General features: G+C 40.9%; 18 protein-coding genes. 7 read left to right on the plus strand and 11 right to left on the minus strand.

Annotated elements, in window-relative coordinates; all coding sequences use genetic code 11:
* Positions 1-386: 386 nt before the first annotated feature.
* Positions 387-2,225 (minus strand): diguanylate cyclase, encoded by a 1,839-nt coding sequence (locus tag J8L98_RS23330; protein ID WP_210998451.1) that lies wholly within the window; start codon positions 2,223-2,225, stop codon positions 387-389.
* A gap of 245 nt (positions 2,226-2,470) precedes the next feature.
* On the opposite strand from J8L98_RS23330, the gene J8L98_RS23335 reads away from it, so the two are divergent.
* Positions 2,471-3,340, plus strand: coding sequence for an AraC family transcriptional regulator (locus J8L98_RS23335; protein WP_210998452.1), 870 nt, complete (start codon positions 2,471-2,473; stop codon positions 3,338-3,340).
* 73 nt (positions 3,341-3,413) lie between these two features.
* Here the strand turns inward: J8L98_RS23335 and J8L98_RS23340 are convergent, their stop codons facing one another.
* The 6 genes from J8L98_RS23340 to J8L98_RS23365 form a co-directional block, all read right to left on the minus strand.
* The gene (locus J8L98_RS23340) at positions 3,414-5,873 is read right to left on the minus strand and encodes a TonB-dependent receptor (RefSeq protein ID WP_210998453.1); all 2,460 of its coding nucleotides are present in this window, start codon (positions 5,871-5,873) and stop codon (positions 3,414-3,416) included.
* Positions 5,874-6,126: 253 nt separating this feature from the next.
* On the minus strand, positions 6,127-7,281 hold the full coding sequence (locus J8L98_RS23345; protein ID WP_247682676.1) for a PepSY-associated TM helix domain-containing protein: 1,155 nt from the start codon (positions 7,279-7,281) through the stop codon (positions 6,127-6,129).
* A gap of 111 nt (positions 7,282-7,392) precedes the next feature.
* Positions 7,393-8,721: an NERD domain-containing protein gene (locus J8L98_RS23350; RefSeq protein WP_210998455.1), complete on the minus strand. Its 1,329-nt coding sequence runs from the start codon at positions 8,719-8,721 to the stop codon at positions 7,393-7,395.
* A 96-nt stretch (positions 8,722-8,817) separates the two neighbouring features.
* Positions 8,818-9,813, minus strand: a complete 996-nt coding sequence (locus J8L98_RS23355) for a hypothetical protein (protein WP_210998456.1) — start codon at positions 9,811-9,813, stop codon at positions 8,818-8,820.
* Position 9,814: 1 nt separating this feature from the next.
* Positions 9,815-10,834: a WD40 repeat domain-containing protein gene (locus tag J8L98_RS23360; protein ID WP_210998457.1), complete on the minus strand. Its 1,020-nt coding sequence runs from the start codon at positions 10,832-10,834 to the stop codon at positions 9,815-9,817.
* 83 nt (positions 10,835-10,917) lie between these two features.
* Positions 10,918-11,370: a DUF4920 domain-containing protein gene (locus J8L98_RS23365; RefSeq protein WP_210998458.1), complete on the minus strand. Its 453-nt coding sequence runs from the start codon at positions 11,368-11,370 to the stop codon at positions 10,918-10,920.
* A gap of 211 nt (positions 11,371-11,581) precedes the next feature.
* Here J8L98_RS23365 and J8L98_RS23370 point away from each other — a divergent pair, with 211 nt between their 5' ends.
* On the plus strand, positions 11,582-13,786 hold the full coding sequence (locus J8L98_RS23370) for a TonB-dependent receptor (RefSeq protein ID WP_210998459.1): 2,205 nt from the start codon (positions 11,582-11,584) through the stop codon (positions 13,784-13,786).
* A 42-nt stretch (positions 13,787-13,828) separates the two neighbouring features.
* Here the strand turns inward: J8L98_RS23370 and J8L98_RS23375 are convergent, their stop codons facing one another.
* Positions 13,829-14,983, minus strand: a complete 1,155-nt coding sequence (locus J8L98_RS23375; protein WP_210998460.1) for an AraC family transcriptional regulator — start codon at positions 14,981-14,983, stop codon at positions 13,829-13,831.
* Positions 14,984-15,145: 162 nt separating this feature from the next.
* Here J8L98_RS23375 and J8L98_RS23380 point away from each other — a divergent pair, with 162 nt between their 5' ends.
* Positions 15,146-15,826: a DUF2306 domain-containing protein gene (locus J8L98_RS23380; RefSeq protein ID WP_210998461.1), complete on the plus strand. Its 681-nt coding sequence runs from the start codon at positions 15,146-15,148 to the stop codon at positions 15,824-15,826.
* Positions 15,827-15,892: 66 nt separating this feature from the next.
* Here the strand turns inward: J8L98_RS23380 and J8L98_RS23385 are convergent, their stop codons facing one another.
* Complete coding sequence (locus tag J8L98_RS23385) at positions 15,893-16,777, minus strand: LysR substrate-binding domain-containing protein (RefSeq protein ID WP_210998462.1); 885 nt, start codon at positions 16,775-16,777, stop codon at positions 15,893-15,895.
* Between the two features lie 107 nt (positions 16,778-16,884).
* Here J8L98_RS23385 and J8L98_RS23390 point away from each other — a divergent pair, with 107 nt between their 5' ends.
* Positions 16,885-17,205 carry a hypothetical protein gene (locus J8L98_RS23390; RefSeq protein ID WP_210998463.1) on the plus strand — a complete coding sequence of 107 codons (321 nt, stop codon included), beginning with the start codon at positions 16,885-16,887 and terminating at the stop codon, positions 17,203-17,205.
* A gap of 46 nt (positions 17,206-17,251) precedes the next feature.
* Here J8L98_RS23390 and J8L98_RS23395 read toward each other — a convergent pair whose 3' ends face one another.
* Positions 17,252-18,316 carry a hypothetical protein gene (locus J8L98_RS23395; RefSeq protein WP_210998464.1) on the minus strand — a complete coding sequence of 355 codons (1,065 nt, stop codon included), beginning with the start codon at positions 18,314-18,316 and terminating at the stop codon, positions 17,252-17,254.
* A gap of 354 nt (positions 18,317-18,670) precedes the next feature.
* Between J8L98_RS23395 and J8L98_RS23400 the strand changes: the two genes are divergently transcribed.
* From J8L98_RS23400 to J8L98_RS23410, 3 genes are all read left to right on the plus strand, one after another.
* On the plus strand, positions 18,671-19,642 hold the full coding sequence (locus J8L98_RS23400) for a hypothetical protein (protein ID WP_210998465.1): 972 nt from the start codon (positions 18,671-18,673) through the stop codon (positions 19,640-19,642).
* Positions 19,643-19,697: 55 nt separating this feature from the next.
* Positions 19,698-21,242 (plus strand): hypothetical protein, encoded by a 1,545-nt coding sequence (locus J8L98_RS23405; RefSeq protein WP_210998466.1) that lies wholly within the window; start codon positions 19,698-19,700, stop codon positions 21,240-21,242.
* A gap of 1,193 nt (positions 21,243-22,435) precedes the next feature.
* Entirely contained in the window at positions 22,436-22,891 is a 456-nt protein-coding gene (locus J8L98_RS23410) for a hypothetical protein (RefSeq protein ID WP_210998467.1), read from the plus strand.
* Positions 22,892-22,986: 95 nt separating this feature from the next.
* On the opposite strand, the gene J8L98_RS23415 is transcribed toward J8L98_RS23410, so the two are convergent.
* Positions 22,987-25,110: a TonB-dependent receptor gene (locus J8L98_RS23415; RefSeq protein WP_210998468.1), complete on the minus strand. Its 2,124-nt coding sequence runs from the start codon at positions 25,108-25,110 to the stop codon at positions 22,987-22,989.
* Between the last annotated feature and the right edge of the window lie 21 nt (positions 25,111-25,131).

Here is a 25,131-nt window from a genome sequence, read left to right on the forward strand (position 1 = left end):
TGTTTATAGCGAGCTAATCGCGCGTTTTTCTACCACAGCGTAGCTCGTTTTTCTTATTAGATCATTTTTAACAAACTTGTTAACTAATTGCCAGTGTTATTAAAATTTAGGAGTTATCGCTTTTATCTCAGGATAAAAACGAGCGATTGGGTCGTTTTCCTGACTATAGGAGCAACTCATTAAAACTGGACATAAAATCTTCACTGAAAAGTAGTATTCTAATGTCCAAAGCTCGCTATTTTGAGGCATTCGTCTAAACACGTTTTGGGGCAGAAACGAGTTATGCTGATGAACCGTTTCTAGCACTAAGCAAACATTAACGGTCAAACCCCAATACTCCATTAATCAAACGTAGCCACTCAATTCATACCAATGAAAGTCGCCATTTACCTCAGCTTAATTTCATGCATCTCACTGGCCATCACAACTTGGTTTCGCCCGTTTCTCTTTGCGGTATATAATGCCTTATCAGCCAGTTCAAGTTGCGTAAGCGGCATATTGCAGTCTGGATGATGGCCTGCCACTCCAATACTGATTGTTAATTCAATGGGGCCTGCGCTGCTCATTATGGGCTGAGCAGCAATACTTTCTCTAATTCTTTGCGCTATATTTGCACCATCTAATTCATGGGTATAAGGTAAAACAATACAGAACTCCTCACCACCGTAACGGGCGACTAAGTCGCCGACTCGAGTTATTTCATTGGAAATACGCTCTGCAATCAGCTTCAAGCATGTATCGCCAACTTGATGCCCATATTGATCATTTACGCGCTTAAAATAATCAACATCTATCATTAACAAGCATATCGGATAGTTAAACCGAACCGCGCGTGCATATTCAACATCTAAAAACTCATCTAACCGTCGGCGATTGGCAACTCCGGTTAAGGCATCTGTTATAGAGGACTGCATTAATTGTATGTTTGCCTTTTCAAGTTCTGCAGTACGCTGTAAAACTTGCTGCTCTAAGGTGTCTTTTGCATTGGCCATATGTGTCATTAGCGAGTCTTTCAAGGCAATTTTCTCTTTTCGCTCGATTTGCAAACTTTTGGCGATTGCAAACGACAAACACAGTATCTCAAAACTTATTCCAAACATCAGTGCATGCTCTGTAAACCAATTGAAAGGCACTAAACTTATTTTGGTAGCCACCAGCACTAACCCACCAAAAAACGCCCCTCCCCAAGCGATACTATAAAACTTAGCCACCTCTAAGCCATCTTTAACTCTCAGATAGCCAATAACGAGCCCAAGTACACAACATGCCATGCTAAAATAAATGGTTGGTGCTAACATGAGTTTATATGGTAGTGCCAATGACGCAATCGCCACCATTCCAACGCCAACAATGAGGTACTGTAAAAACCGATTAAACTTAGGGTAAGCGTGCTCTATAACAAGTAAATTACGACTAAATAAAATGCCAAAAAGAACTATAATATACAGAATAAAAATACTCGACTGTCCATTCCACCAAATACTATTAGGCCAAAAATACTGAAAACTTAAGCCCGATAAGTTACACAGCAACAATGTCATACTTAAAATATAACCAAGATAATATCCATAAACGTGCTTGCGTGTGATCACCGCACAAGAAAAAACATAGACGAACAACAAAGTCATCAATCCAAAGTAGGCCCCTAATATGAGCGTGTTTATCTGGTTTCTTTGTGTAAAATCAGACGACTTCCACAGCTTTACCGGTAATATCATCACACTGGATGTTTTCAAGCGAGCGTATAACTGAACGTTTTCATGTGGGCGAATAACAAAAGGGATCAAGAAAAATCGATGTTTTATCGGACGATTTGAGAAGGGTTGCCGATCCCCCAACTGATAAGAGGATATCTTTCCATCATGTTCAATAAATAACTGTAAATCATCTAGTAAAGGATAACTTACTTCAAAAATGACATCCTGCGGTGTATTACCGTGAATAGAGAAAGTGTGTCTAAACCAGTATGTTCCCTGCGTAATTCCCAAATTCAGATTATCTTTATGGTGTGGTTGCCATTTTAGCTCTTTCGCGGTAGATACATAATCAAACGTCGCCACATCTGAGGTTTCAACATATGAAAAACTTCGACTTATTCCTGCCCCACCTTGCGTTAAATCGTACTTTGGTTGACCTGCATTAACATGCAAACACATAAAAAAAACTATGACATACAACAGGGTATGACACACGCTTAATCGTGATTGTTGAAATACACTTCTCATATAATTAGCCTGGCTACAGTGAACGACAGCAACACAGCATGAACATGTTAGGACTATTGCATTCAGCTCAATTAACTTTATGCCAGATCCCCCATGTTTACAAATCAATTTCAAATGGCAATACAAAAGAACCATGTTGAAAGAAAGCAAACATTATCAATTCAATATCGCATAAAGTAACCACCATTGCATAAGCAAGTACATTTATATAGATTTACTCGCAATACGATATTACGGAGCATGACATGAAAGCCATCACACGTAACCATTATCAACAACGACTTCTGAGCGTGATTGATTATATGTATGACAACATAAATAAGGATCTTGATGTGAACACATTGGCAGATAGAGCATGTATGTCGGCCTATCATTTTCATCGTATTTACCGTGAGTTTGCGGGTGAACCTATTAATGTAACCGTTAGGAGAATGCGCCTACAAAAAGCTTCTGTAATGTTACTACGCAGTGATATGAGTCAAGCTGAAATTGCCGCAAAAGTACAATACGGCAGTGTTGCCGCCTTTAACCGCGCTTTTAGCAAACACTATGGTCAAACACCTGACGTGTATAGAAAGTTACGAAGTACACCCTTGGTTGACCACTGTGCGTTTTATCCTTTATCAAAGAAAGAGTATCCGTTTATGTTTAATATACAGCAGCACACCACGCCAGAAATCATGCTCATAGGTCTTGAACACCATGGTGATTATATGAAAATTGGCCAAGCGTTTGAAAAATTGACCGTCATAGCCGGAGCCCATAACCTCATCAATGAAGCAACACGGTTTTTTGGTTTATACTACGATGATCCAAAATCTGTTGAGCTATCACAGCTCAAATCACTTGCCTGTATCAGTATTGCACCTGATGAAGCAGAGCAACTAGATCCACAATTAAAAGTTGTAACGGTGCCCGCTGGCAACTGTGTGAGTGTATTATTTAGAGGTGACTATGCAGAGCTGGAAAAACCGTATGATTGGCTTTTTGGACAATGGCTGCCGCAAAGTGGCCTAGAGCTAATTGACTTCCCACCATTTGAAGAATATCTAAATGACTTAAAAGACACCGCCCCCGTGGACTTACTGACCAATATTAATTGCCTAGTCAAATAACATAAAGCCCTGATATCACTATCAGGGCTTTATCAATTAACCACATTGTTCGCTATTTGTTTATCTCTACAATTTAAAATGTATAGCTTGCTGTTAATTTAACGTTTCGTTCATTTCCTGGTAAACCACCTAAAAAGAGTGCTTTAGCATAATATTTTTCATCCGTTAAATTTTCTAAATTTAACCTAAGTGAGTATGTTTCAGTATGATATGCAACCGCTGCATCCCAACGCGTATAGCTACCAATGGTCGATGTTGGTAATCCAAAATTAGCGGCGTTAATCGTACGCTCACCAATATAGCTCGCTCCTAAACTGACCTTTAAGGGTGCGTTTAATTGCGCTAATGCTAAATCATAATTCAGCCATATGCTCCCTAACTTCTCTGGGATCCCTTTTCTTTGACCTGATGCTTTGTTGCTTCGAATCTCAACCGCATCTTGCCAAGTGGCATTCGCATTCATACTCAATACATCATTAATCGCCAAATTGATGTCTACTTCGACCCCGTCTGATTTGTTTTCATCATCATAAAAGTACTGCGGCACATCAATATTATACTCTGCATCATCTGGATTATCGTTAAATTGCTCGTTGTTATAACGAAGGTTCGTACGACGCGTATCAAACCACACCACCGATCCAATCAAGTCTTCATCTAATGCAGTAAAGCGCACACCTAAATCGATTGATTCAGACTCTGAATCTGGTCGATTCTCTTCATTTTCATATCTGGGCGTGCTGGTATCAATCAAACTGCCCAATACACTATAGGCGGTACGACCTTTCGCAACGTTAATAAATGCGGCAAACTGCTCAGTAAACTGGTAATTGGCACCTGCATTAAAGGTAAAACCACTATCACTGGTATCAATTTCATCACTGATCCCTGGAGTGCGGTCAGTCCCTTTATGTTGATATTTTTGCTCTACCTTTGTATGGGCTGCGCCTAAGCGAACCGTTAATTCATCAGTAATGTACAAAACTTCCTGAGCGCTGATCCCATACGCTGTGAGTTTTTTGTCATAATTGCTTCGTAACGTAGGGCTATAATCTTCAAATGCACCCGTTGGCCAATTCGGATTGCGAATATCTAAAATGTAAGGCAATGCATTTTTACCTTCACCCGCGCCATCTGCATCATATATTGACCAGCTTTTATAAGCCATATCGCGGCTTTCATAGTTTGCACTGATTAAGTGTTCGCCAACCACAGAACCGACACTCCAACTCAATTTTAAGTCAGCAAAATATTGCCATGTTTTCTCGCTGGCGATTTGCTTTCTGTATTCTTGGCGTCGTGCTGAGTAAGGATAAACCGTGTCATCGAGTAATAATGGCGCGCGCGGGTCAGCATTAATTTCACCATTACGTTCCCAATACACATAATTGTACGCACCGGTCTGACGAATAAAGTTAGAGTCGTATTCTCGATATAATAGTTGTTGTGTAAAGCTTGACGAATTGTCAAAGTACCAATCATGACGAAGTTTCACGCGTTTTTCTTCACCTTGGTTTGGTTTTGACAAAGGTGAAATTAAGTTACCAGACCCTAAATCAAAAGGATGTAACCCATCAGACGCTGAAATTGAATTCGCAAGTTCAGTACGTTGTGCCTGTGTTAACTCAATGCCCAGCTTATCATCACCATCTGCATTGGTGTCATTGGGCAGCATATCTGCCGTAACAACACCAGGGTTACCTGCAATGCTATCCCAATTTAAAATTCTTACCGGATCACCCACTGAGTCAATTTGTACTTCATCATCTATGTATGCAGCCGACAGTAATAAACGGTGATTATCATTCGGCTCAAAACTCAATGACGCATATACCTCGTTACGTTCGGACCCTAAACTTCTAAAACCATCCGTACTGTCATGATTAGCAACGAAACGGTAAGCCCATTCTTCAGAGAGCACATTACTTGCGTCAATCATAACACCGTATGTATTCCAAGCACCTGCCGTCGCTTTAATTTCATACTGCTCTATATCCAAGGGCTTTTTTTCAACAAGGTTTATTACGCCACCCGCGGCACCAATACCATACAATCCAGTAGCCGGCCCTTTTAAGACTTCGATGCTTTCAACATTACTCAACGTGCGCGTTGGATTAAAACTATTACCTAAGTCTGCGCCCCCGTACATGCCGTCATACGTATAACTCACCCCGAGTCCACGTAATATCAGGTTGTCACCTACGCCATAGTTGTTACCTGCTTGTGATAAACCACTCACATTGCGTACTGCGTCTTGCAAAGTGAGCGCGGCTTGATCTAACAATAGTGCTTTATCTACCACAACAACCGCTGCTGGTGTTTGCATCAAAGCCATATTTGATTTTGTGGCGGTGCCAGAGTCTAAAATAAGCTGATTATGACGGCCGTATACACTGATACGTTCAACACTTTGTTCGTTGGCCCTCTCCTCTTGTGCAATAACGTTTGCAGAAACAGCGACACTGCCAAATAAAGCTAACTGAACAGATATAGCCAGTGAACTCACACCAAAACCAAAACGTGAAGGTTGCATACAAACTCCTAAAAATACTGCAACAAGAGGTGGTTACCTCAAAAATAGGAGGCGCATATTAGCAACAAACACAAATGATAACAACTATCATTTGTGTTTTATAAATGTTTACTTTGTTATTGTATATCGAGATATAAATCCCTTTTGGAATAAATAATTACCTTCTACACATTCTAGAAACATCAATAACATCGTCTTAAATTCGTATACCTATAACAAAAACGCCACCTCAACTCTTATTTGCACATCAGCCCTATGAATAGAGTGAAGCAAGCTTGGTTTTAGTCCGTTGTTTTATGCGTTTGCGTCGGCGGGAGTACCATAAATATAACCCCGTAATACCCAAGAGAATTGGTGCCAATCCAACAATACTGTATATAATTTTACTGGCCAACCCCGCGAAATTACCAAAGTGTAGTTTACGAAATGTATCAATCATCACAGTGACAAAACCCTGCTCACGAATGTCATAGCGGCTTAGGTATTGCCCTGTTTGGCTATCAAACGTCACCATACTGCCATAGTCACTCAGTAACGGGTTAGATGCCGGAACTTGTCCAAATAAGGTAATATTTTGATTTGGTTCTGTTGGAAATAAAATGTAGGTAGTCTTGAAGCCAGCTACATAGTCCGGTGCTGTGACAACCATATCTGTGATGCTAACATCATCAACATAGAGACGCTTTTGCATAATATGATGTTCTGGCCGCTGTTGATGCTCTTGCCATTCATGAATATAAATAGAGATGTTGTAGTAACCACCCGTCACACCTAAAATGAGCAATACTGGTGACGATAATGTGCCAACCATTTTATGAATATCGCTTAATACAACCAACAAACGCTGATCCCAGCGCAGTGTCAGTACTCTTTTCCAAAACTGCCGATAAATGACTAAACCTGAGATGCCTAAAAAAATTAGAAACAGCGCAAAAATACTGGTGAATGCAGTCCCTAGGTGTTCATCAAGTCCATTAATATCATTGAGTAATAATGTGTAATGTAACTCTACTAACCAGTCGGTCAAGTAGTGATGTAAATGCTCTGGTGTACTTAGAACCTTGCCAGTGTAGGGGTTCAAATGGGCTTTAAACCAAATATTTGTGCCTTTTTTAATTAAATATATTCGATCTGCCTCGCCATTATTACCGAGCAATTCCCAGCTTCCCAACTCATACTCTGGCAATTGTTGACGCACAGCGATAAGCAAGTCATCTTCTAACATGCGCTCTTCTGAAGCAAAAACAACCGTTTCTTCTGGCAGTAAAATACGATCAATCTCTGTTTTAAAAACCAAAAGACTGCCCGTCAAGCAAATCAATAAAAATGGCAGTAAACACAACAAACCAACCCAACTATGAAGCTTATATAGCTGCCTTTTAGTCATAAACACGTTCAACCAATACATTGCAATTATCACAATATATTATTTTAAATAATATTAATTATCAATCTCATATGTATTTATGTTGAGATGTATATAAATACCCCTCAGTAAATTGTAAGATGAGGTTTTATGCTACTCGGCGGAGTTACTTAATGGCTCGGTGGTAAGTGGTTTCGATTTATCACCTGGCTTTTTGTCAACAGTTCCTGTGTTACTTGCTGAATACGCAATCAATAAGCGGTTTATTTTTTCCACCTTCGCAACATCCAACACGTTACTTTGGTAACAGTCAATACGATTAATCAATTGAGCCAATAAACATACTTCTGCAGGCGTTGGGGTTTTAAATGTCACCTCCTGATTAAAAACAATTAAGCCTATCACTTCATCGTCAAGACCTATCAGCTCTCTCAACAAACTTAAACGTTGATCCAAACATCTTAACGGGTTGGTGAAATGCGCTTCATGTTTTTTATTTCTCTCTATCCATGTTTCTGAATGCCTGTCTGCATAAACATCACCCAGTTGAGATTGGCTAACAATTAAAAACACCCCGTGTTTAGAAGTAATGACTTGATCTAGTTTGATGTTGCCACTTGAGGTTGGCAACATCAGATTATGATGCAAACTGTAATGCGTTTTTAGAAGCCCTTTTCTTAATGTCGATTTTAGGTAGTGATTACTAAAGTGTCGTTTGGCCATTCTGGTGATATAAGGGCTCGTCGACTTTATAACAAACAAAAATACCAGCAATAATATAACCGCGATAACATACTCCCCAATATACTGCCATAACGGTATAAACCCTGAAGATATATCTTCAACTTTAGAGACTGATGAGACGTATAAGCTCGGATCCCGAAGGTCCACTTTAGGCTTTGAGGCTTTCACTACTTTAGTGTGGGTATTAATGACATCATTAATCTTTTGCTCTTGTTCCGCATGTTTTGGTTCTGTCGTAAAAGCGGTTTTCACAGGGTGACGTATTGCCCACTGTCGTTCAAAAAGTAATTTTTGTGCTGCTTGCTCATCACTACATCGGACTAACTCCGCCATATTATTTTTATAGGAATCGCAGTGCGGTGGTCGTTGATAAAAACGTTGCCATGCTTGTTGTTTTCGTTGATCACGATAACTTGATAACTGAGAGTGGGCATTATTCTCGGTTTGTGCTTGCCCCGAAATTGCCAACTCTACTGGTACTTTTAAAGCAACAACAATTTGTGATTCAAGTTCGGTGGGGTTTTGGCAGAATACCTCTATGCGTTCTTTTAAACGCCCCGCTCGATTGGATAACTGACGATGTTGTACCCCTGATGCCGTTTTAATTAATAACTGAATATTCGCGGCTTCTTGATTAAATCGTGCACACTGCTCCACAGTCAATTGTGGCTCATAACTCAGTACGTTCAAGCTAAGCAACGAAGCAACGACCAGCAAACATTTCAGTATTAACCGCATTTTATCATCCATTTAAAACCCGCACATGATGACTGCAACCCGAGGCTGCGTGTCTATCTTTTTGACACAGTATACATTGTAATAGCCTATTCGCTATTATTGCGTTCCTAAAAAAAGTAACTCATCGGTATGCCAATGTTCTACAACGGCTTCACTATTGAGAGTCACCAATCTACCACTGCTTAATTCAATCATATCAAACAAGGTTGTGCCCATTGATTCAGCCTCTATATGCCAACTTAATACCTCTTTACCAGAAGACATATGCCACACAGTTAACTCTGATTTTGGCGACGATGTTAAAAGATAGGGTGAACCGGAAAGAAACAATGCGTGTCGAAACCATTTAAACCGAGACATATAATCTAACTGCTTGCTCAATTTCCCATTACTAACATTTAACACTTGCTGAGTTTTCAGACTATCTGACACAAACATTTCATTACCTGTACGTGCCACCGAAAGCGTACTAATTCGTGAAGGGTACCTGACTGAGTATAACGTATTCCCCTCATCCATTGTCCATGCTTTAACATAGCCATCATGAGCAGCACTTAATACGCCAATACTATCAGGTAAAAAATGAATATGAGTTACATTGCTTGTGTGAGGGACTATTCTACGAGTTTGCTTGTTTTCGCGATTAAAAAGCGTAACCGAACCATCCGTCATGCCTATTCCCACTAACCTAGCATCTAATGACAATTGCAAAGTTGTAATTCTTGCTAATTCATCAAAACCAGATACATTGAGGGTCCCTTCAAGGTTACCCGTATTTATATCCCACAATTGTAGTACGTTACTCCCCGCAACAATAATCAAACGGTGTTGCTTATTGAATAAAAACGTTCTTATGGTGGTGGGCAATGCCTCTTTTGCCAAAGAAAATACCCCCTTTTTAGAACGCACATCCCATATATTAACACTTGGCCCTTCCATCACTAATGCAGCCCATTCACCATCGTGTGATAATTTACCGTCAAGTACACGTTCTTCACTCAGCACATAACGCTTTTGAGCTTGTGCAACAAACGGGTCTGAACAACCAAGTAAAGTACAAAGTAACAATAAACTGCCGATGAAGTAATTCACGCTATAGCGCCTTTATTAAATCCAAATTCCACCGTTCAAGTACCGCATCAGAATTAAACGTGAACAAATTACCATGATCATCGGCATGCATTGCAACAATGCTCGCCCCCTTATTTTTGGTCTGAATAGTCCATGTCCCTAGCTCCTCTCCAGTTTCTGTGTGCCATAAAGACAGATGTGATTTAGAAGAAGATGTCGCCAATAGCGCCCCATTCTCAACGAATGTTGATTGCCTAAATATTTTAAACCGTGCACTATAATTTAGCTTAGCCTGCTCTGCGCCCGAAGTTAATTGTTTAATATGTTGTGCACTTAACCCATCTGAAACAAAAAACCGAGAGAAATCACGTGTGGTCGCTAAACTAGTAATGCGGTGTGCAAACTCTTGCTCAAATAGCGCTGACGAAGAACCAAATTGCCATAACCCAATTTTACCATCTAGCCCACCAGAGAGAAAAAGCGCGCCTTGAGTATCAAATTTTAAATGCCGTATGGGTTGGCTATGTGGCTTAAAACGATTATTCAATCGCGTGTTTATATCAGCCATATTCAGTGACCCATCAGCCATGCCCACAAGCAGCCGGTCTTTATGTGGTGATAATGCCATGGCAGTGATCGTTGCGCGCGCTGACACTCCTGAAAACTTTACTTTACTTATCATTGCTTTAGCTGGAACAGACCACAGGCCGACAGTATTATCATTGGCCACTAAAATCAGCGATTTATCTTTTGATAAAACGACATGTTTGACTGGCTTTAACACTTTGTCATCTGGGATTTTAAATTCCACTTGTTGCGAGTCAACCCGCCAGAGCATGACAGATCCTGTACCGGTGACTCCTAGCAATAGTTTACCGTCGTCAGAAAATTGCCCCTGTGAAATTGATTCTGTCGAAAACGTATGAACAACCCCATCACTTATTTCAACATCATGTTTGCAACCAATTAAAAGTAATAAAATCAATGCCATAAAAACTTCAGGCCAACGCATCTTTGCTACTCCAATAATATCTTGAGTCATATGTTCTCAAGCACAACTCATTTAAGCAAATTTAGAAGCAAGTTTAGTGCCTGCGCGCTTAACTGGCTGAACAATTACCAGCACTATTGCGAAATAGTGACCGATGAAGGCTTTAATATATGGACCGACATCGGCGTGGTAACCTCATTCGGGTTAAATGGTTCTGCATTTTCTAGTGCTTTATGTGCCAAATATTTTCGTGTTTTTTCCAAATCCATAACCCGCGTCACAATTTCACCTGTTGCGAATGCACTGTGTCCTACAGCTGACAGTGGAAAAACCATAACACCGTCTTTCACTTTCACGGTTATCTCATCATTGTCAGTGACTTTAAGTGCCATCCAACAGCCTTTCTTTTTACATACTTTGGTCACAATACCTTTTAAAGTAACGGGTTTATTACGGTACGATGAAATATCACGCAAAACCTCCTTAGCAGCCACTAATTTACTCATATCAGCCCCCCCTGCAAACTCTTCTGCATTTGCAGTCAATGACCCGCCACATAACAATAGTATGGACAGCACTTGCCTCATTTTCGACTCCTTATAATGTCCCTTTAAAAACTCAAACGAATACAACTACTCCGTGAACATATCAAAGAACATGCCAGAAAAAAACCCATTTTGTTCAAGTTTAGCGCTTTGTTATAACCAAAAGTAATTAGTTATTGTATTTAGCTATTTTAAAGCGTAATATGCGCCCCGCAATACGAAATGAGAACTATTACCATTAAGGATTAATACCATGAAGTACTCTGCCATTTGTCTTTGTATTAGCGCAGCTATCCACACTCAAGCACACGCTCAACTAAAAAAAACCTCTGCCGATGAACACATTGAAGTGCTTGGCCATAAAATCACAGCGCCCAATCATGATGTCGCCGCATCAGTCTCCGCGCTGTCTTCAGATGATATAAAGCGAGGTCAATCTGCTGATCTCACACAAATATTAAAAGCACTGCCTGGAGTTGATATTTCTGGGAGTGTCACGCCACTGTCAGCGCAACCCAGTATCAGAGGATTATACGGCGAACGTATCCATGTATCTGTCGATAGCATAAAACGTAAAACAGACTCTGATGGTAGCCAAAACATTTCTACCATTGGCAGTTTAGGCGTCGATCCGAGTCAATTAAAACAAATTCAAGTGCTGCGAGGCGCAGACTCATTAACCGTTGGTTCAGGTGCTATCGGCGGTAGCATTAGAATGGTGACAAAAGACGCAGAAGACTACTTAGACAACACAGGGATAGGTGCTCAGTTCTCAGTTCAAAACGAATCGGTTTCGGATTCAATGAACAGGTCCATCAACGTATTTCAGCTCACGGATACAACCGATACTATTATGACCATGAGCCACGTGGAGTATGATGATATTGACGTTGTTGGTGCACAAAACCACAAAGAAGTCGTCGCACAAACAGACAAAATTATAAATCAATCCGAGCGCAGTAACGTCGCATTAAAAAATACATGGTACTTTCACTCTCAACATTATTTAAAAAGCAAAATTGATTACAGCAAAACAAAATCGGTCGATCAACCGTATGACCAACGACTAAGCTTAGGTATAAAGTACCCGACTTTAATGGAAGATTATAAAAACGATTACCTCGAAGGTATGGTCAATTATAGTTACCAACCAGTCAGCGCATTGATTGACTTAGATATTCAAGCATTTTACGCAAAAAAAACCTACGACAAAATTACCAAAGGATATATCCCAAGAGGCGATAAAAAAGTCAGTTATGATAAACAAAGCTATGGCCAAAGCAAACGTCACGGTGTGCGACTTGCTAACCTATCTCAATTTGACGGCTTTGTTAGCCACAAACTAGCTGTTGAGCTTAATTATGAGCATGAGTCTTTTGATCAGCATCAGTTTGAGGAACAGATACGTACCAGCTACTATGGTGAGAGTAATGCTGATTCATTGTCTATTTCAATTATTGATCAGAGCCAGTTTTTTAACCGTAAATTATTAGTCACCGCGGGCCTTAGATATGACGAATACCAGCGCCGTACAAACACATTCAAACCCTTTGGAGGTAATAGTGATGATGCAACGTCTAGTGAACTTGGCCTAACCTATAAAGCCACCCGCCATGTAAATTTTTATCTAAAAACTGCCCAAGCATTTAGAGCTCCGTCATTGCAAGAATTGTATAAAAAAGATCAGTGGCGCTGTCATATCGGCGGTAAGATTTGCTTCAGTGAACCACAACCGAATTTAAAAGCTGAAAAATCTACAAACTATGAAGGAGGATTTGGATTCAGTATCGAAAACCAACGCTACGCTGACACGTTCCATATAAAAGCCATTTACTTTAACAACACAATTGACGATTACATCGATAATATCCCTTTCATGTATTATCTTGATAACGCGGGCAATAAACACTTTGGCTCTCCAGGCCCAAAGCCCACCAATGGCATACCGGTTGCTACACATAGAGACTACAGTGCTAAAAATATTGGCCGATTAGACAGTGAAGGCTTCGAAGTTGAATCCCATTATCAGTATCTTAATACCAGCATATACTTGGCATATTCTAAAATGAATATGGATGTTATGGGTGTGCCAAACTTTTTCTTAGGTAATGTAGACTATACAAAACAACCCTATTCAGAAGCCCCCGCTGATAAACTGACGTTTAACAGTCATTATCAACTCAGCCAGTCACTGAATGTTGGCTTTCAAATACGTCATTATCGTTCACAACAAAGGCTCAGTGAGCAATATTTACAACGCGGTTATGGTACAAGCACCGCCACTGTTTACAATTTCAATGGCCATTATCAAGGAAACGGTCAACTTTCAGGGCTAAATATACGTGTTAGTGTCGACAACATAACGAACAAACGTTATTTACGCGCACCAGCAAGCAGTGCCACCGACCCAAGTGAACTCGGCCGCAATTACAAATTAGCATTGAGTTATCAATTCTAGCGGCGCATATATAACGTATCAAATAGGTGATGCATCAAACCATCACTTATTTTCTCGTTTTCTATATGCACTCGGTGTAGACCCAACCTGCTGTTTAAATGCGCTATAAAAAGCAGACCGCGAGTTAAACCCCACCGCCATTGCAATATCTAATACACTATCATTTGTGTTACTAAGCTTAACCTGTGCGGCTTCAATTCGTGAACGATTTACCCATTCAAAAAATGACGTCTTCATGGTCTGATTTAACGTTTGAGAAATGTAGTGTGCGGGAATATTCAAGTGTATCGACAACTTGTATAAAGTGAGTTCATTGTTTAAATATAACGCGTCGCTAACTAACGCATTATTTAACTTGTCGGCAATTCGCTGCGACTGTGCATCACCTAACGCAGACCGCTGATACTTAATTTTGCTGCGTGCCAAATCAATAGGCTCCTCAGCCAATTTTTGATACACCGTTTCAAAGGCTGGGCGCTGGCGCAATGCCTGTATAGAAAAAAACCACACAACAACTAAGTTCAATACCAGTGGAATAACGTCACTCACAAAGCGTATTTTCTCGTTGAAATTCGAGAACAACACCATAAGTAACCACACCCAACTACCAATAAGTAAGCACAAAGTGACATTAATCCAATACAAAGATTTATGGGTTTCATTGGTAAATACTTGCCTTAAGCCTGCTCTGTAGCATTTTAATTGCTTGAATATCTTATAAATATAGAGGCTGCTTTGCACTAGCCACAATAAGAACAACGACGCGACGAGTATTGCGCTGAACTGTTCAACGCCAGCTTTTAACTGTGCATCATCGGCGTAAAATATCTTAAATTGAGACTCACTAGGAAGGCATAACACCACAACCCCAACGATTACACCAAACAGCGCCAGCACAGCGTGTAATAAATGCGCTCTTTTGAGCTGCCAACGATAAGTTGCTGTGAGTCCTTCAATGTACAGCCAAATACACGGCATAATTAACATCCAAAGAACGCCACTGAGTGCAATATAATAAAGTTCTAATTGCGCAAAATGCGCAAACACTAATGGCTCAAGGCCGACCACACCTTGCACCATCAAAAACACCATAAAAGGCACAACATATGCTCTGCCTTTTATCCGTGTTGCCAACAAAGAGACGACAAAAATGGCGATACCAAATGTAATTAATCCAAGTATTATTTCTGGGCTCATAAATTTTTCTTAGTATATTTTTCAATGAATTAAAGTGCATTTTGAGTATTAAAACGTAATACTACACTGACTTTTATGTCTTCGCCAATTGTGCTGGACGACATCAATAAACAATCAACATAAGGTGTCTCATAAAACCAACTACAAATAAAAGAGACTCGTATGGACATGTCACCTATGATGCTAATTCATATTATCACAGGCAGTATCGCCGTACTTTCTGGTGTCGCTGCATTGGCACTTAAAAAAGGCAAAAAGCCGCACCGTAACGCGGGCAAAATTTTCGTTGTATCAATGACCCTCATGGCATTAACTGGCGGTTATATTGCCTATATAAAGCCAATGATGATCACCCTAATTGCCGGGCTATTTACACTACATTTAGTACTGAGTGCTTTTCTCATTGTTAAGTCTCCCCCGCATGCAATCAAATCATTGGATTATATGCTGCCATTTGCCAGTGCAGGTTTATGTGTTGCGAGCGCCTATTTTGGCTATAACGCACTCACGAGCCCCAGCGGCCATGTTGATGGATTCAGTCATGAACCTTACTTCTTTTTTGCATTACTGTCATTGGTCGCACTCATCGGTGATACAAAGCTTGTTATCAACAAAGGGATTTCGAACACCCAACGCATGACCAGACATATTTGGCGCATGAGTTTCGCGCTATACATTGCCATAGGGTCATTTTTCGGACAAGGTGCACAGGCACTGCCCGATATGATCACACAAACGTTTCTAATGCATATACCTGAGCCCCTTATATTGCTCATCATGTGCTTTTGGCTCGGTAAGACTTGGCTAAACAGTCGTAAAAGTAGACCCGTGTTCAATCAATAAAACGATTGCGCCTCACAGTGCCAATCGGGCCTATTTCATTGCAACAACACACGATAAGTCAACAGTTTATAGATCTGTAAACTGGTCCCGTAGCCATTGCTGAAACACTTTCACTTTGTGCCAGTTAAAGTGTCCAGCAGGCCCTGCTAAATAGTATTGATACTCACACGAAACTTTAAAGCTGGGCAGCACCTCAAGCTGCCCTAACGCCAATTGCGGTTGGATCAACTGACGACGTAGCATACCAACGCCCTGCCCTGCAAGTGTGGCCTGCATCACGAGTGCCGCATTATCTATTTCCAAAAAATGAGAATCAAAGTCTTGCTCTAATTCAATTTCCCGAAACAGTATTTGCCAAGCCCGCTCAGCATCAGGGCAAATATCCATGATTAAATTGTGACGCTTGATCTGTGCTTTTAAAGGTTTATCAATATTGATCAACCCGGGTTTGTAAGCCAATAACATATCATCACAGGCCAGTTGCTCACTGTGTAAGTCAGGATAATGTCCCTTGCCAAACCTGATCCCTAAGTCGGCATCACCAGAATCAAAGTCCACCAAACTATCACTGGGATCTATACGAATTTTTATTTCTGGGTGCTGCTGCTGAAAACTGCTCACTCTTGGCAGTAGCCAACACGTTGCAAATGAGGGAAGTACCGATATATTTAAAATCGAGGGTGAAGGATCTTCTTCTATCGCTTTTAAACCTGTATTTAAATGTTCAAACGCTTGTAAAATATGTGGGTACAACATTTTACCTTTGTGTGTCAGTGTTACTTTTCTTGTCTGGCGTTCAAACAATTGACATGCTAAATGCGTTTCCAAGCTGCGGATCTGCTGGCTGATCGCCGCTTGTGTTACATACAAGCGATCTGCTGCTTCTTTAAAGCTACCTAACTCTGCGGCATATTTAAAGTACATTAAACTTTTTAATGGGGGAAGTTGCATTGCATTACACATTAGAAAAGCTTAAGCATAGTAAAGTTTTTATCGTTTGTCAGTAATCTTAAATCACTTAATACTCATTAGGCATCAAACAACTAAAGAGCATTACTATGAATAAGTTACTTATACTACCTATATTATTCACTGCCAACATACTGTCTGCAACTATGGTACACGCCACAGAAAGTCAGCAAGAAACAATCAATACTGCTGAAGGTTACCCGTATAAAAACTTAATTATGAGGGCTGATAAAGTTGAGCTTATATATTCAAATAACAATGAAAATACAGTTTGTCGTGTTAATGTTTTGAGCGACAACCTGACTCATAAAGGCATTAATCGTACGGTCAGTAACAACAAGTTCAAGAAAACCCCGATGGCTGCGTGCTTAACACGTGATACAGCCAAACAACTGCTAACAAAACTATGAACGCCACACTCGCTTACACACTCGATCGACGTGCGTATCATTCACTTTAGTGCGTTGCTAAGCGGTCCATTCGCCATTGATTAAACGCTTGTTCAATGGTTGGGTGGGCGGCTTCCAATAAGCCCGCAATTTGCTCACTTGATAACATCACACACATATTTTGCTGCTCTTGTCTAAGCAAAGCCAATAACGCTTGCTCTGCTGGAACGTCATTAAGCATATAATGTACCCATGCCCAGCCACTAAAGTATAATTGAGCTGTATCAATACTGCCCCACTGAGTTTCAGAATCGAGCACCGAATAAAGCTCCATAGGTGTTCTATTCAGTATGCGGTAATCTACGTCAAAGCCACTGTGACCATTAACACTTTCAAATGTTTCAGCCAACCCTTCATTTAGCCAGCGAGGCATACTCCCAATGAGCCTCAGATTAATTGCATGTACAGCCTCATGAATGGCGGTTTTCAAAGTCGTGTTATCTCCCTTATATTCGACAAAAGCGGAGTTGTTACCATGAAAAAAGACACCTTGGCTTGAACGAGGGTCAAACCCCCCTTGCGAGGTATGATCTTCATAAGCTGCGCGACTATCCATAATAATTAAGTTCACATCAATGGGCTTGACCGCGCTTTGTCCTAGCATACGCACGTAATGAGTATGTACACTCCTTAATCGTGTAACCAACTTTGTAGTGAATGTCGTATTGATGACGCCTTGATGATAAACTTTTAATTCAAGCTGCTGATTAATAACACTTTCAAATAGAAAAAATTCAGGGCCAAGCGTTTCAGCCAACCGCCTAGCAGAGTCTCTTTGATAATTAAAGAACCCGCTCAGATCACATTGTTTGTGTTCAAGCTTTCTCTGAGGTTGGGCTGCAATCGTTGTTTTACGAATTTCTGGCGGTAATGCGTTATCCGTTTGAACTGTGACCACATTTTTTGACATGCTGGGGGAAGGCATAGCTGTGCTTTTACTTTGAAAGTCGAGAAAAAACCAAATACATACAACAATAACGATAACCGCCACAATAATACGTTTAAAAGCCATAAAATTACTGCCACCCCAATTAGCATTAACTGACAATCTACTTAACCACCATTTAGTCATTGTAAGCCTAACATATAAAACAAAAAAGCTACCATGTAATAGGCACACCACGACGAAAAGCCAGCTCACCTCTTCCCGTAATAAAGCCAGATGCAATCACTCCCTCATCAACACTGAAGCGTGCAATAACACCATGACCCAATCTCAAAAATAATAATTTAAGGCATCAACATGCCATAAACACGCATTATTTCTCCTCACTTTATCCATGTCACAGAGTACCCAAAAAGAATAAATACACACTAATTTTACAAAATTACCGGTACAACTGTAACTAAATTGTAAATATTGTAATGTATCTTGCTCTGCGTTGCGCAACACAACATAAAACACACAACAACTTTCGAGGAAATCATGAAAACAATATCAACGCTCTTTGCAACAGCTTTAACTGCATTGGCATTCGCACCAACCGCCAATGCCTACCTATACAAAGACCCTGGTTACGTAGAGCAGAAATCACGTGTTATCAATAAAAACAACGCAGTGGGTCGCTCTCACCAATACAGAGATCAACAAGGGTGGATGTATGTAGATGAAACGAGTAAAGGGGCAACCAGTGGTTTTTATCAAGCAGGAAATTGGTTAAAACTTCACAATCGCAATTTTAAAATTGCAGTTGGCTCTGTCGAATTTGCCTTCAACCCAAGTAAGCTTGATTGCACACAAGGTATGACATTTAATTTAACTGTTGGTGAAGATAGCGTTGCTGCATTTAAACCCAATTGTGACGACTTGCTAAACGCATCAATCACTTACCCTGTTGAGTATTATTTCGATCTAATACCTGAAGCAATCAAGCCAAAAGTTGAGTTACCACTTGATCCGTTAGGTCTATTAAAGCTTGGCGTTAAATTTGGTGCCGGTATAGAAGCTGGTGCCGATTTTACGGTGGGTGGTGTCATTGGCGGTCACAACAACGAAGAACCTTTTGAAGTTGATGGTGTTAGACGACCAGATTACATTTACGCAGAAGTTGCGCCTTATATTGGGGGAGTAGTAAGTAGCTCAGCATACGCTTCATTTGGTCATGGTATTTCTGAAGCCGGTGTGAAAGGTAAGTTAAGCCTTTTAAAAGTAAAAGGTAAAGGGTATGTGGAAGCAGGGATCCGCCGAATCAAACATGATGAACAAATAATAGAACAAGGCTTTTTGGAGCTAAAAGTGACCACCCAATTCAGTGGTGGAGACGGAAAAATTCAAGCTTACTGCAAAAAGCTATGGGGTTTACTGCAATTCAATGTTGATGTCATGAAATGGGACCCACTTTATCAACGTGAATACACATTATATGAATACGCTAGCCCACAATGGGACACGCTATAACCTTTTGTATTGAACACCGTGGTGATCTAACTGGTCACCACAACAGGAATTGACCATGAAGCTAAAAGCAACTTTACTACTACTTGCATTGTGTGCTGGGTGCATACTTTACATCACACAGCATAAAGAAGAGCAGGTAGAGCAAACCTTATTTAAAAACCCGATTTCACACAGTGCATCGAAAAAAATATTGCAACACACATACTCCGTAACAATAGAGTCAGCCGTGCTCGCCGAAAATAAAGCCGTCATAACCCATTCATCTCTTAGTTGGCACATGCATTTAGGCAATACACAAGTCAACCAAGGCCTATTGACCGATATTGTGTTTATGAATAATGGCAAGCCACAGCCTTTAACACCACAGTTGCCATTCACATTTAACCGTCGTGGCACTGAGATCACGCAAGTAAACTTGCTCGCCTTACCGAGTGAACATACGTTAAATGTATTACCTAACATACTTAATTTAATGAGTTTCTCAGAGCAGTCAACCTTAACGTTTAACGATGCGCATGGGAAGAAGACCTACTCATATAACAGGTTAGGTGATCAGATAAGCCGCCACCTTGAGTCGCGTCAGCTTCATTCTGCATCTGCGATTAATGATGAGCAAGAGCATTGGTCAATGACCTTAACTAACCATGACACCCCTGTGGAGGTAAGCTATTCATCTGAGAACCTATGGGAAAATAATGCACAAAAATATCAGGTAATACAAAAAGTGCATATTACCCGCCTGAATCATCAATCGATGCCGCTAATAGCAGTAAGTCGCGATCACAATGCCACTTTGACAAAGGCATCTCAATCTCCGGTTGCACGAGAAATTACAGGCCCTAAAGCATTACAAGACGCAATCTTGGAACTAAAAACATCGCTAGATCCACTATTAGCCAAGCATATTGGGAAACACCTGCTCAGTGAATTTGATTTATCTGAACTCGTTGCACTCATCGAGGAAGACCCAACTGCCAGCTCTGCAATTATTTACGCGTTACAAAAAGAACAAAGCCCACTTGCTGAACAGATGCTCACTGATTTACTTTCTACTGAGCAAGTTAATATTCAAACTAAACAAAAACTACTTATTGCACTGGGCCGCTTTGGGGCGTCGTCAAACATCTCGTTTAATGCATTAGCAACCATCGCAGATAAGCCAAATAGTCCATTAGCTAAAACAGCTTTACTAAATTTAGGGTCAATGGCCAAGTTTACCCCACAACAACAAGCTTCGGTTGAGACATTTTTATTAAACTCCCTCAATGGGGAGCAGCACTTAGGCACAGCCATACTTGCTGTAGGAAATAGTAAAATTCCTCATTTGTTACCAACCGTTGCCAAACTTTTACAGCACCCACACGCAGACATTCAACGTGATGCAGTAAAGCTTTTATCAACAGAACCACACTATCATGCACAAATCATCACTGCGTTACTAAAAAACCCCACAGTGCAAAGTGTTGACGTATTCGCTCGCACATTGTCTGATTCAGGCGTGGTACTCAACCAACAAAACAAAAGTCGCTTGAGAAACCTACTAAACTCAACCGACAACCCCATTATTAAAAAACGACTAAAGGCCCTTGGGGTCGGCTAGTGTCCATGAGTCTGTATCGTAAACCATCTATCGGTATAGACTCTGAACCAAGTTCAGAGCGACGAAAGTGTTTTCGTCTTCATGACACAGAATGCCCGTCCTCCCATTCGTCTTCCTGACGCAGGTCAGGACCCATAAACGCACACCTCACCCATAGACTCTGAACCAAGTTCAGAGCGACGAAAGTATTTTCATCTTCCTGACACAAAATGCCCGTCCTCCTATTCGTCTTCCATTCGTCTTCCTGACGCAGGTCAGGATCCATGCAAATCGTTACACCACCCGCGGTCGTCACATAATGGATTCTGAAACAAGTTCAGAACGACGAAAGTGTTTTCATCTTCCTGACACAAAATGCCCGTCCTCCTATTCGTCTTCCATTCGTCTTCCATTCGTCTTCCTGACGCAGGTCAGGATCCATGCAAATCGTTACACCACCCGCGGTCGTCACATAATGGATTCTGAAACAAGTTCAGAACGACGAAAGTGTTTTCATCTTCCTGACACAAAATGCTCGTCTTCCTATTCGTCTTCCTGACACAAAATGCTCGTCCTCCTACTCGTCTCCCTGACGCAGGTCAGGATCCATAAACACACACCTCACCCATAGACTCTGAACCAAGTTCAGAGCGACGAAAGTATTTTCGTCTTCATGACACAAAATGCTCGTCCTCCTACTCGTCTCCCTGACGCAGGTCAGGACCCATAAACACATACCTCACCCATAGACTTTGAAACGAGTTCAGAGCGACGAAAGTATTTTCATCTTCCTGACGCAGGTCAGGATCCATAAACACACACCTCACCCATAGACTCTGAACCAAGTTCAGAGCGACGAAAGTGTTTTCATCTTCCTGACACAAAATGCTCGTCCTCCTATTCGTCTTCCTGACGCAGGTCAGGACCCATAAGCACACACCTCATCCATAGACTCTGAAACAAGTTCAGAACGACGAAAGTGTTTTCGTCTCCCTGACGCAGGTCAGGGCCCATACCTTTACTAACCAATCCAAGCGATAACGATACACGAACTATGACACACCTTCAGAGCAGCGAAACATGAGAATGATCTTTAGAGACAAAATACAAGCCTACGTTAAGTCATTAAAATATCTATAATTGGTACGATTAGTGCTTCCCTGTTCAGATATAAACACTTAGCCAATTTTCTGTCGCGTAAGGGCCTTGATCGTATGAACTTTAATTCATTACCTCCACAAGCATATTCAAATCTAGACATTAATAATTTAGCCAAAACATCTACGAAAACAGCACAGGAGAACAATGCAGCAAATACTCAGGCAACTGACACGGACAATAAACCCGTTTCGACACCCGTAGAGCCAGAAAAAAGCCAAGATGACGCAGCTCAAGCATCTGCAAAAAACAAAAAAGAAGACATAAGCGACCAAGAAAAAATAGTCGGTAATATAAGAATACTGCAAGCAAAGATCGGAGAAGTACGCGCGGATAAAACGCTGTCTAAAGATGAACAAACAGCACAAGTAGCTAAATTGAAAGAACAGCTTGATGAACAGCTACAAAATGTTCAATTGGTCATAAAAAAACAAACCTCCACACTCGTACAAAGTTTATTTGCGAGCAATGGTTCTAGCCATTCAGGCATGATCTTTAACAATCGAGCTTAATAAAAGCAGGCGCATACTATGATTGCGCCTTGCTCCAATACCATTGTGTGATTGCTACCTCATTTTATCGATGTTGAACAAACCAACATGACTTTTTAAAACGAGTAATTTAACCCTGCATACACGGTACGCGGCGTACCAGGTTGAATCCGCTCTTTGCCATACCTTAATTCACTTTGTAAGGCATATTTTTTATCAGTGACATTTGCAATGCGTACATGCAGTTTAAGTGCATCAGATAAATCATAGTTAAACTTCAAATTGGCGACTGTATAGCCTGAATACTTTTGCGTATTTTTAGCATCCATCCAGTAATCACCAATGCTTTGTAGCTCTGCAATGATATTCAGTCCTTCAATAGCACGGCTATTATAGTTAAGCCTTAAATTCGCCACATACTCAGGAGCCATTTGTAAACTGTTGCCTGACAAGTCGTGTGCTTTACTCTCTTTAGACTTATAATCCACGCGGCCTTGGTCTTCAATATAATGATCAAATTCATGATCCGATTGACTGTATGCAAACGCAACCGATACAGAATCAGAATATTGATAATTCACACCAAGCTCTATGCCCTGATGCTCAACACTTGCAGCATTTACCCGATAAGACGCACCAAAATCATCATACGCTGTGACAATGGCATCATCTACAGCCATAATATAATACGCCAACTCTAGCGAGAACGCGTCAAGATTTACCTTATAACCCACTTCGTAAGTATCTGACGTTTCCTCACTTAAAGAACTCAACTGAGCGCTGGTTTCCTTGGTTTTTAAATGATACAGCTCAGACGCAGTTGGAATGCGAATTGCGTTCGCAAAACGCACATACACATTACTGGTATCATCTAATTGATAGTTCAAACTCGCCTTCGGGCTCATATGGTCAAACGTGTCTGTTCTGTCTGCTATCGAGCGATTGCCAAACCCATCGTCATCGTAAACCGCTAAGTTGTTTTCAAACTCATATTCATTGCTATCGTATCTTAACCCTAATGAATAACTCAGCTGGCTCGTGATAGAACCCACATGCTGAATATAAGGTGCTATGCCTTTAAAGCGCGTTTTATCATCATAAAATACATGCCCTTTTGGATACGTTGCCGCCCCCCAACCCGATGTAGTTCTGGTGGCTGCTTGAAAAGAAAATGCATCACCTTGCGAATATTCTAAGTCAATACCAATGGTGGTTTCAAAATCATCACTGTGGCTAAAATTACTTAATGCAAGCACGCCTATCGTTTTTACGCTTGACTCAACTTGCGGCATATTGGGCTGCCACGTTGCGATATAATCGTTACTGCGATAACGCGCATAAGGAATAATCGACGCAAAAACACCATCTCCTTGATACTGATACTCTGAACTAATACGAAAGTAGTCAGTTTTACGCCGAGGATCTATTTTTATCACTTCAGCTGGTAACCCTGATTGCGACGGGTCTTGTGCAAACATATCGGCCGTCAAGGCGTTCAACATTTGTTGATCAAGAGATGAGGCCATTATGCTGGTTTTAAACGAATGTTTGTCGGCAACACTCACTTCGTGCAACACGTTGAACTCGGTTTTTTCAACGCGACTATTGTCACGCCAACCATCATTACTCAAGTACGCTCCTGATATCCTCACCCCATTTTGATCTGATAAATGATGTGTCGCACTGCCTTGATATCGTGCGTACCCATTTTCACCCAAAGTGATACCAACCTCATTTTTATCTGAATCTACAGGGGCCGATAATATATTGACCGTTGCTGCAACAGCACCTGACCCATACAAACTGGTTCCCGCACCTTTCATTACTTCTAGGCGTGAAAGTGATGAATTACTGCTTGCCCACCAAAGTGCGTTGTGATTATAAAAAGCCGCAGATTGCAATGGCACATTATCTTGTAGGTAGAGCGTATAGCCACCATAGTTTATAGGCATTCTAATTGCTGCATTGTGCCCCTGACCGCCCGACAATTGGTTTAATAGTACACCCGGAATGGTTTGCAACGATTCTGATAGGTGCTGGCTATTGTCATTGTTTAAAACGTCTTCTGATACACTGCCTATACTCAAAGCCAATTCAGTACTCGATTTAGCGGTACGGGTTGAGGTAACGGTTATTTGCTCTATTTCATCCATGCCATCATCATAGTTTGCCATTGCATTCAGTGAACACGCTGACAAAATTGACAACGAAATAAGCGAATAACGAAAGCGTTGCTTCATGCTAAATATTCCTAAGTTGTT

This window comes from Pseudoalteromonas sp. MMG013 (genome assembly GCF_018100885.1).
Taxonomy (GTDB): domain Bacteria; phylum Pseudomonadota; class Gammaproteobacteria; order Enterobacterales; family Alteromonadaceae; genus Pseudoalteromonas; species Pseudoalteromonas aurantia.

Coding starts and splice junctions, on each gene's coding strand:
- J8L98_RS23330 (WP_210998451.1), bottom strand. CDS start 2,225: ATGAGAAGTGTATTTCAACAATCACGATTAAGCGTGTGTCATACCCTG.
- J8L98_RS23335 (WP_210998452.1), top strand. CDS start 2,471: ATGAAAGCCATCACACGTAACCATTATCAACAACGACTTCTGAGCGTG.
- J8L98_RS23340 (WP_210998453.1), bottom strand. CDS start 5,873: ATGCAACCTTCACGTTTTGGTTTTGGTGTGAGTTCACTGGCTATATCT.
- J8L98_RS23345 (WP_247682676.1), bottom strand. CDS start 7,281: ATGTATTGGTTGAACGTGTTTATGACTAAAAGGCAGCTATATAAGCTT.
- J8L98_RS23350 (WP_210998455.1), bottom strand. CDS start 8,721: ATGCGGTTAATACTGAAATGTTTGCTGGTCGTTGCTTCGTTGCTTAGC.
- J8L98_RS23360 (WP_210998457.1), bottom strand. CDS start 10,834: ATGACTCAAGATATTATTGGAGTAGCAAAGATGCGTTGGCCTGAAGTT.
- J8L98_RS23365 (WP_210998458.1), bottom strand. CDS start 11,370: ATGAGGCAAGTGCTGTCCATACTATTGTTATGTGGCGGGTCATTGACT.
- J8L98_RS23370 (WP_210998459.1), top strand. CDS start 11,582: ATGAAGTACTCTGCCATTTGTCTTTGTATTAGCGCAGCTATCCACACT.
- J8L98_RS23375 (WP_210998460.1), bottom strand. CDS start 14,983: ATGAGCCCAGAAATAATACTTGGATTAATTACATTTGGTATCGCCATT.
- J8L98_RS23380 (WP_210998461.1), top strand. CDS start 15,146: ATGGACATGTCACCTATGATGCTAATTCATATTATCACAGGCAGTATC.
- J8L98_RS23385 (WP_210998462.1), bottom strand. CDS start 16,777: ATGCAACTTCCCCCATTAAAAAGTTTAATGTACTTTAAATATGCCGCA.
- J8L98_RS23390 (WP_210998463.1), top strand. CDS start 16,885: ATGAATAAGTTACTTATACTACCTATATTATTCACTGCCAACATACTG.
- J8L98_RS23395 (WP_210998464.1), bottom strand. CDS start 18,316: ATGACTAAATGGTGGTTAAGTAGATTGTCAGTTAATGCTAATTGGGGT.
- J8L98_RS23400 (WP_210998465.1), top strand. CDS start 18,671: ATGAAAACAATATCAACGCTCTTTGCAACAGCTTTAACTGCATTGGCA.
- J8L98_RS23405 (WP_210998466.1), top strand. CDS start 19,698: ATGAAGCTAAAAGCAACTTTACTACTACTTGCATTGTGTGCTGGGTGC.
- J8L98_RS23410 (WP_210998467.1), top strand. CDS start 22,436: ATGAACTTTAATTCATTACCTCCACAAGCATATTCAAATCTAGACATT.
- J8L98_RS23415 (WP_210998468.1), bottom strand. CDS start 25,110: ATGAAGCAACGCTTTCGTTATTCGCTTATTTCGTTGTCAATTTTGTCA.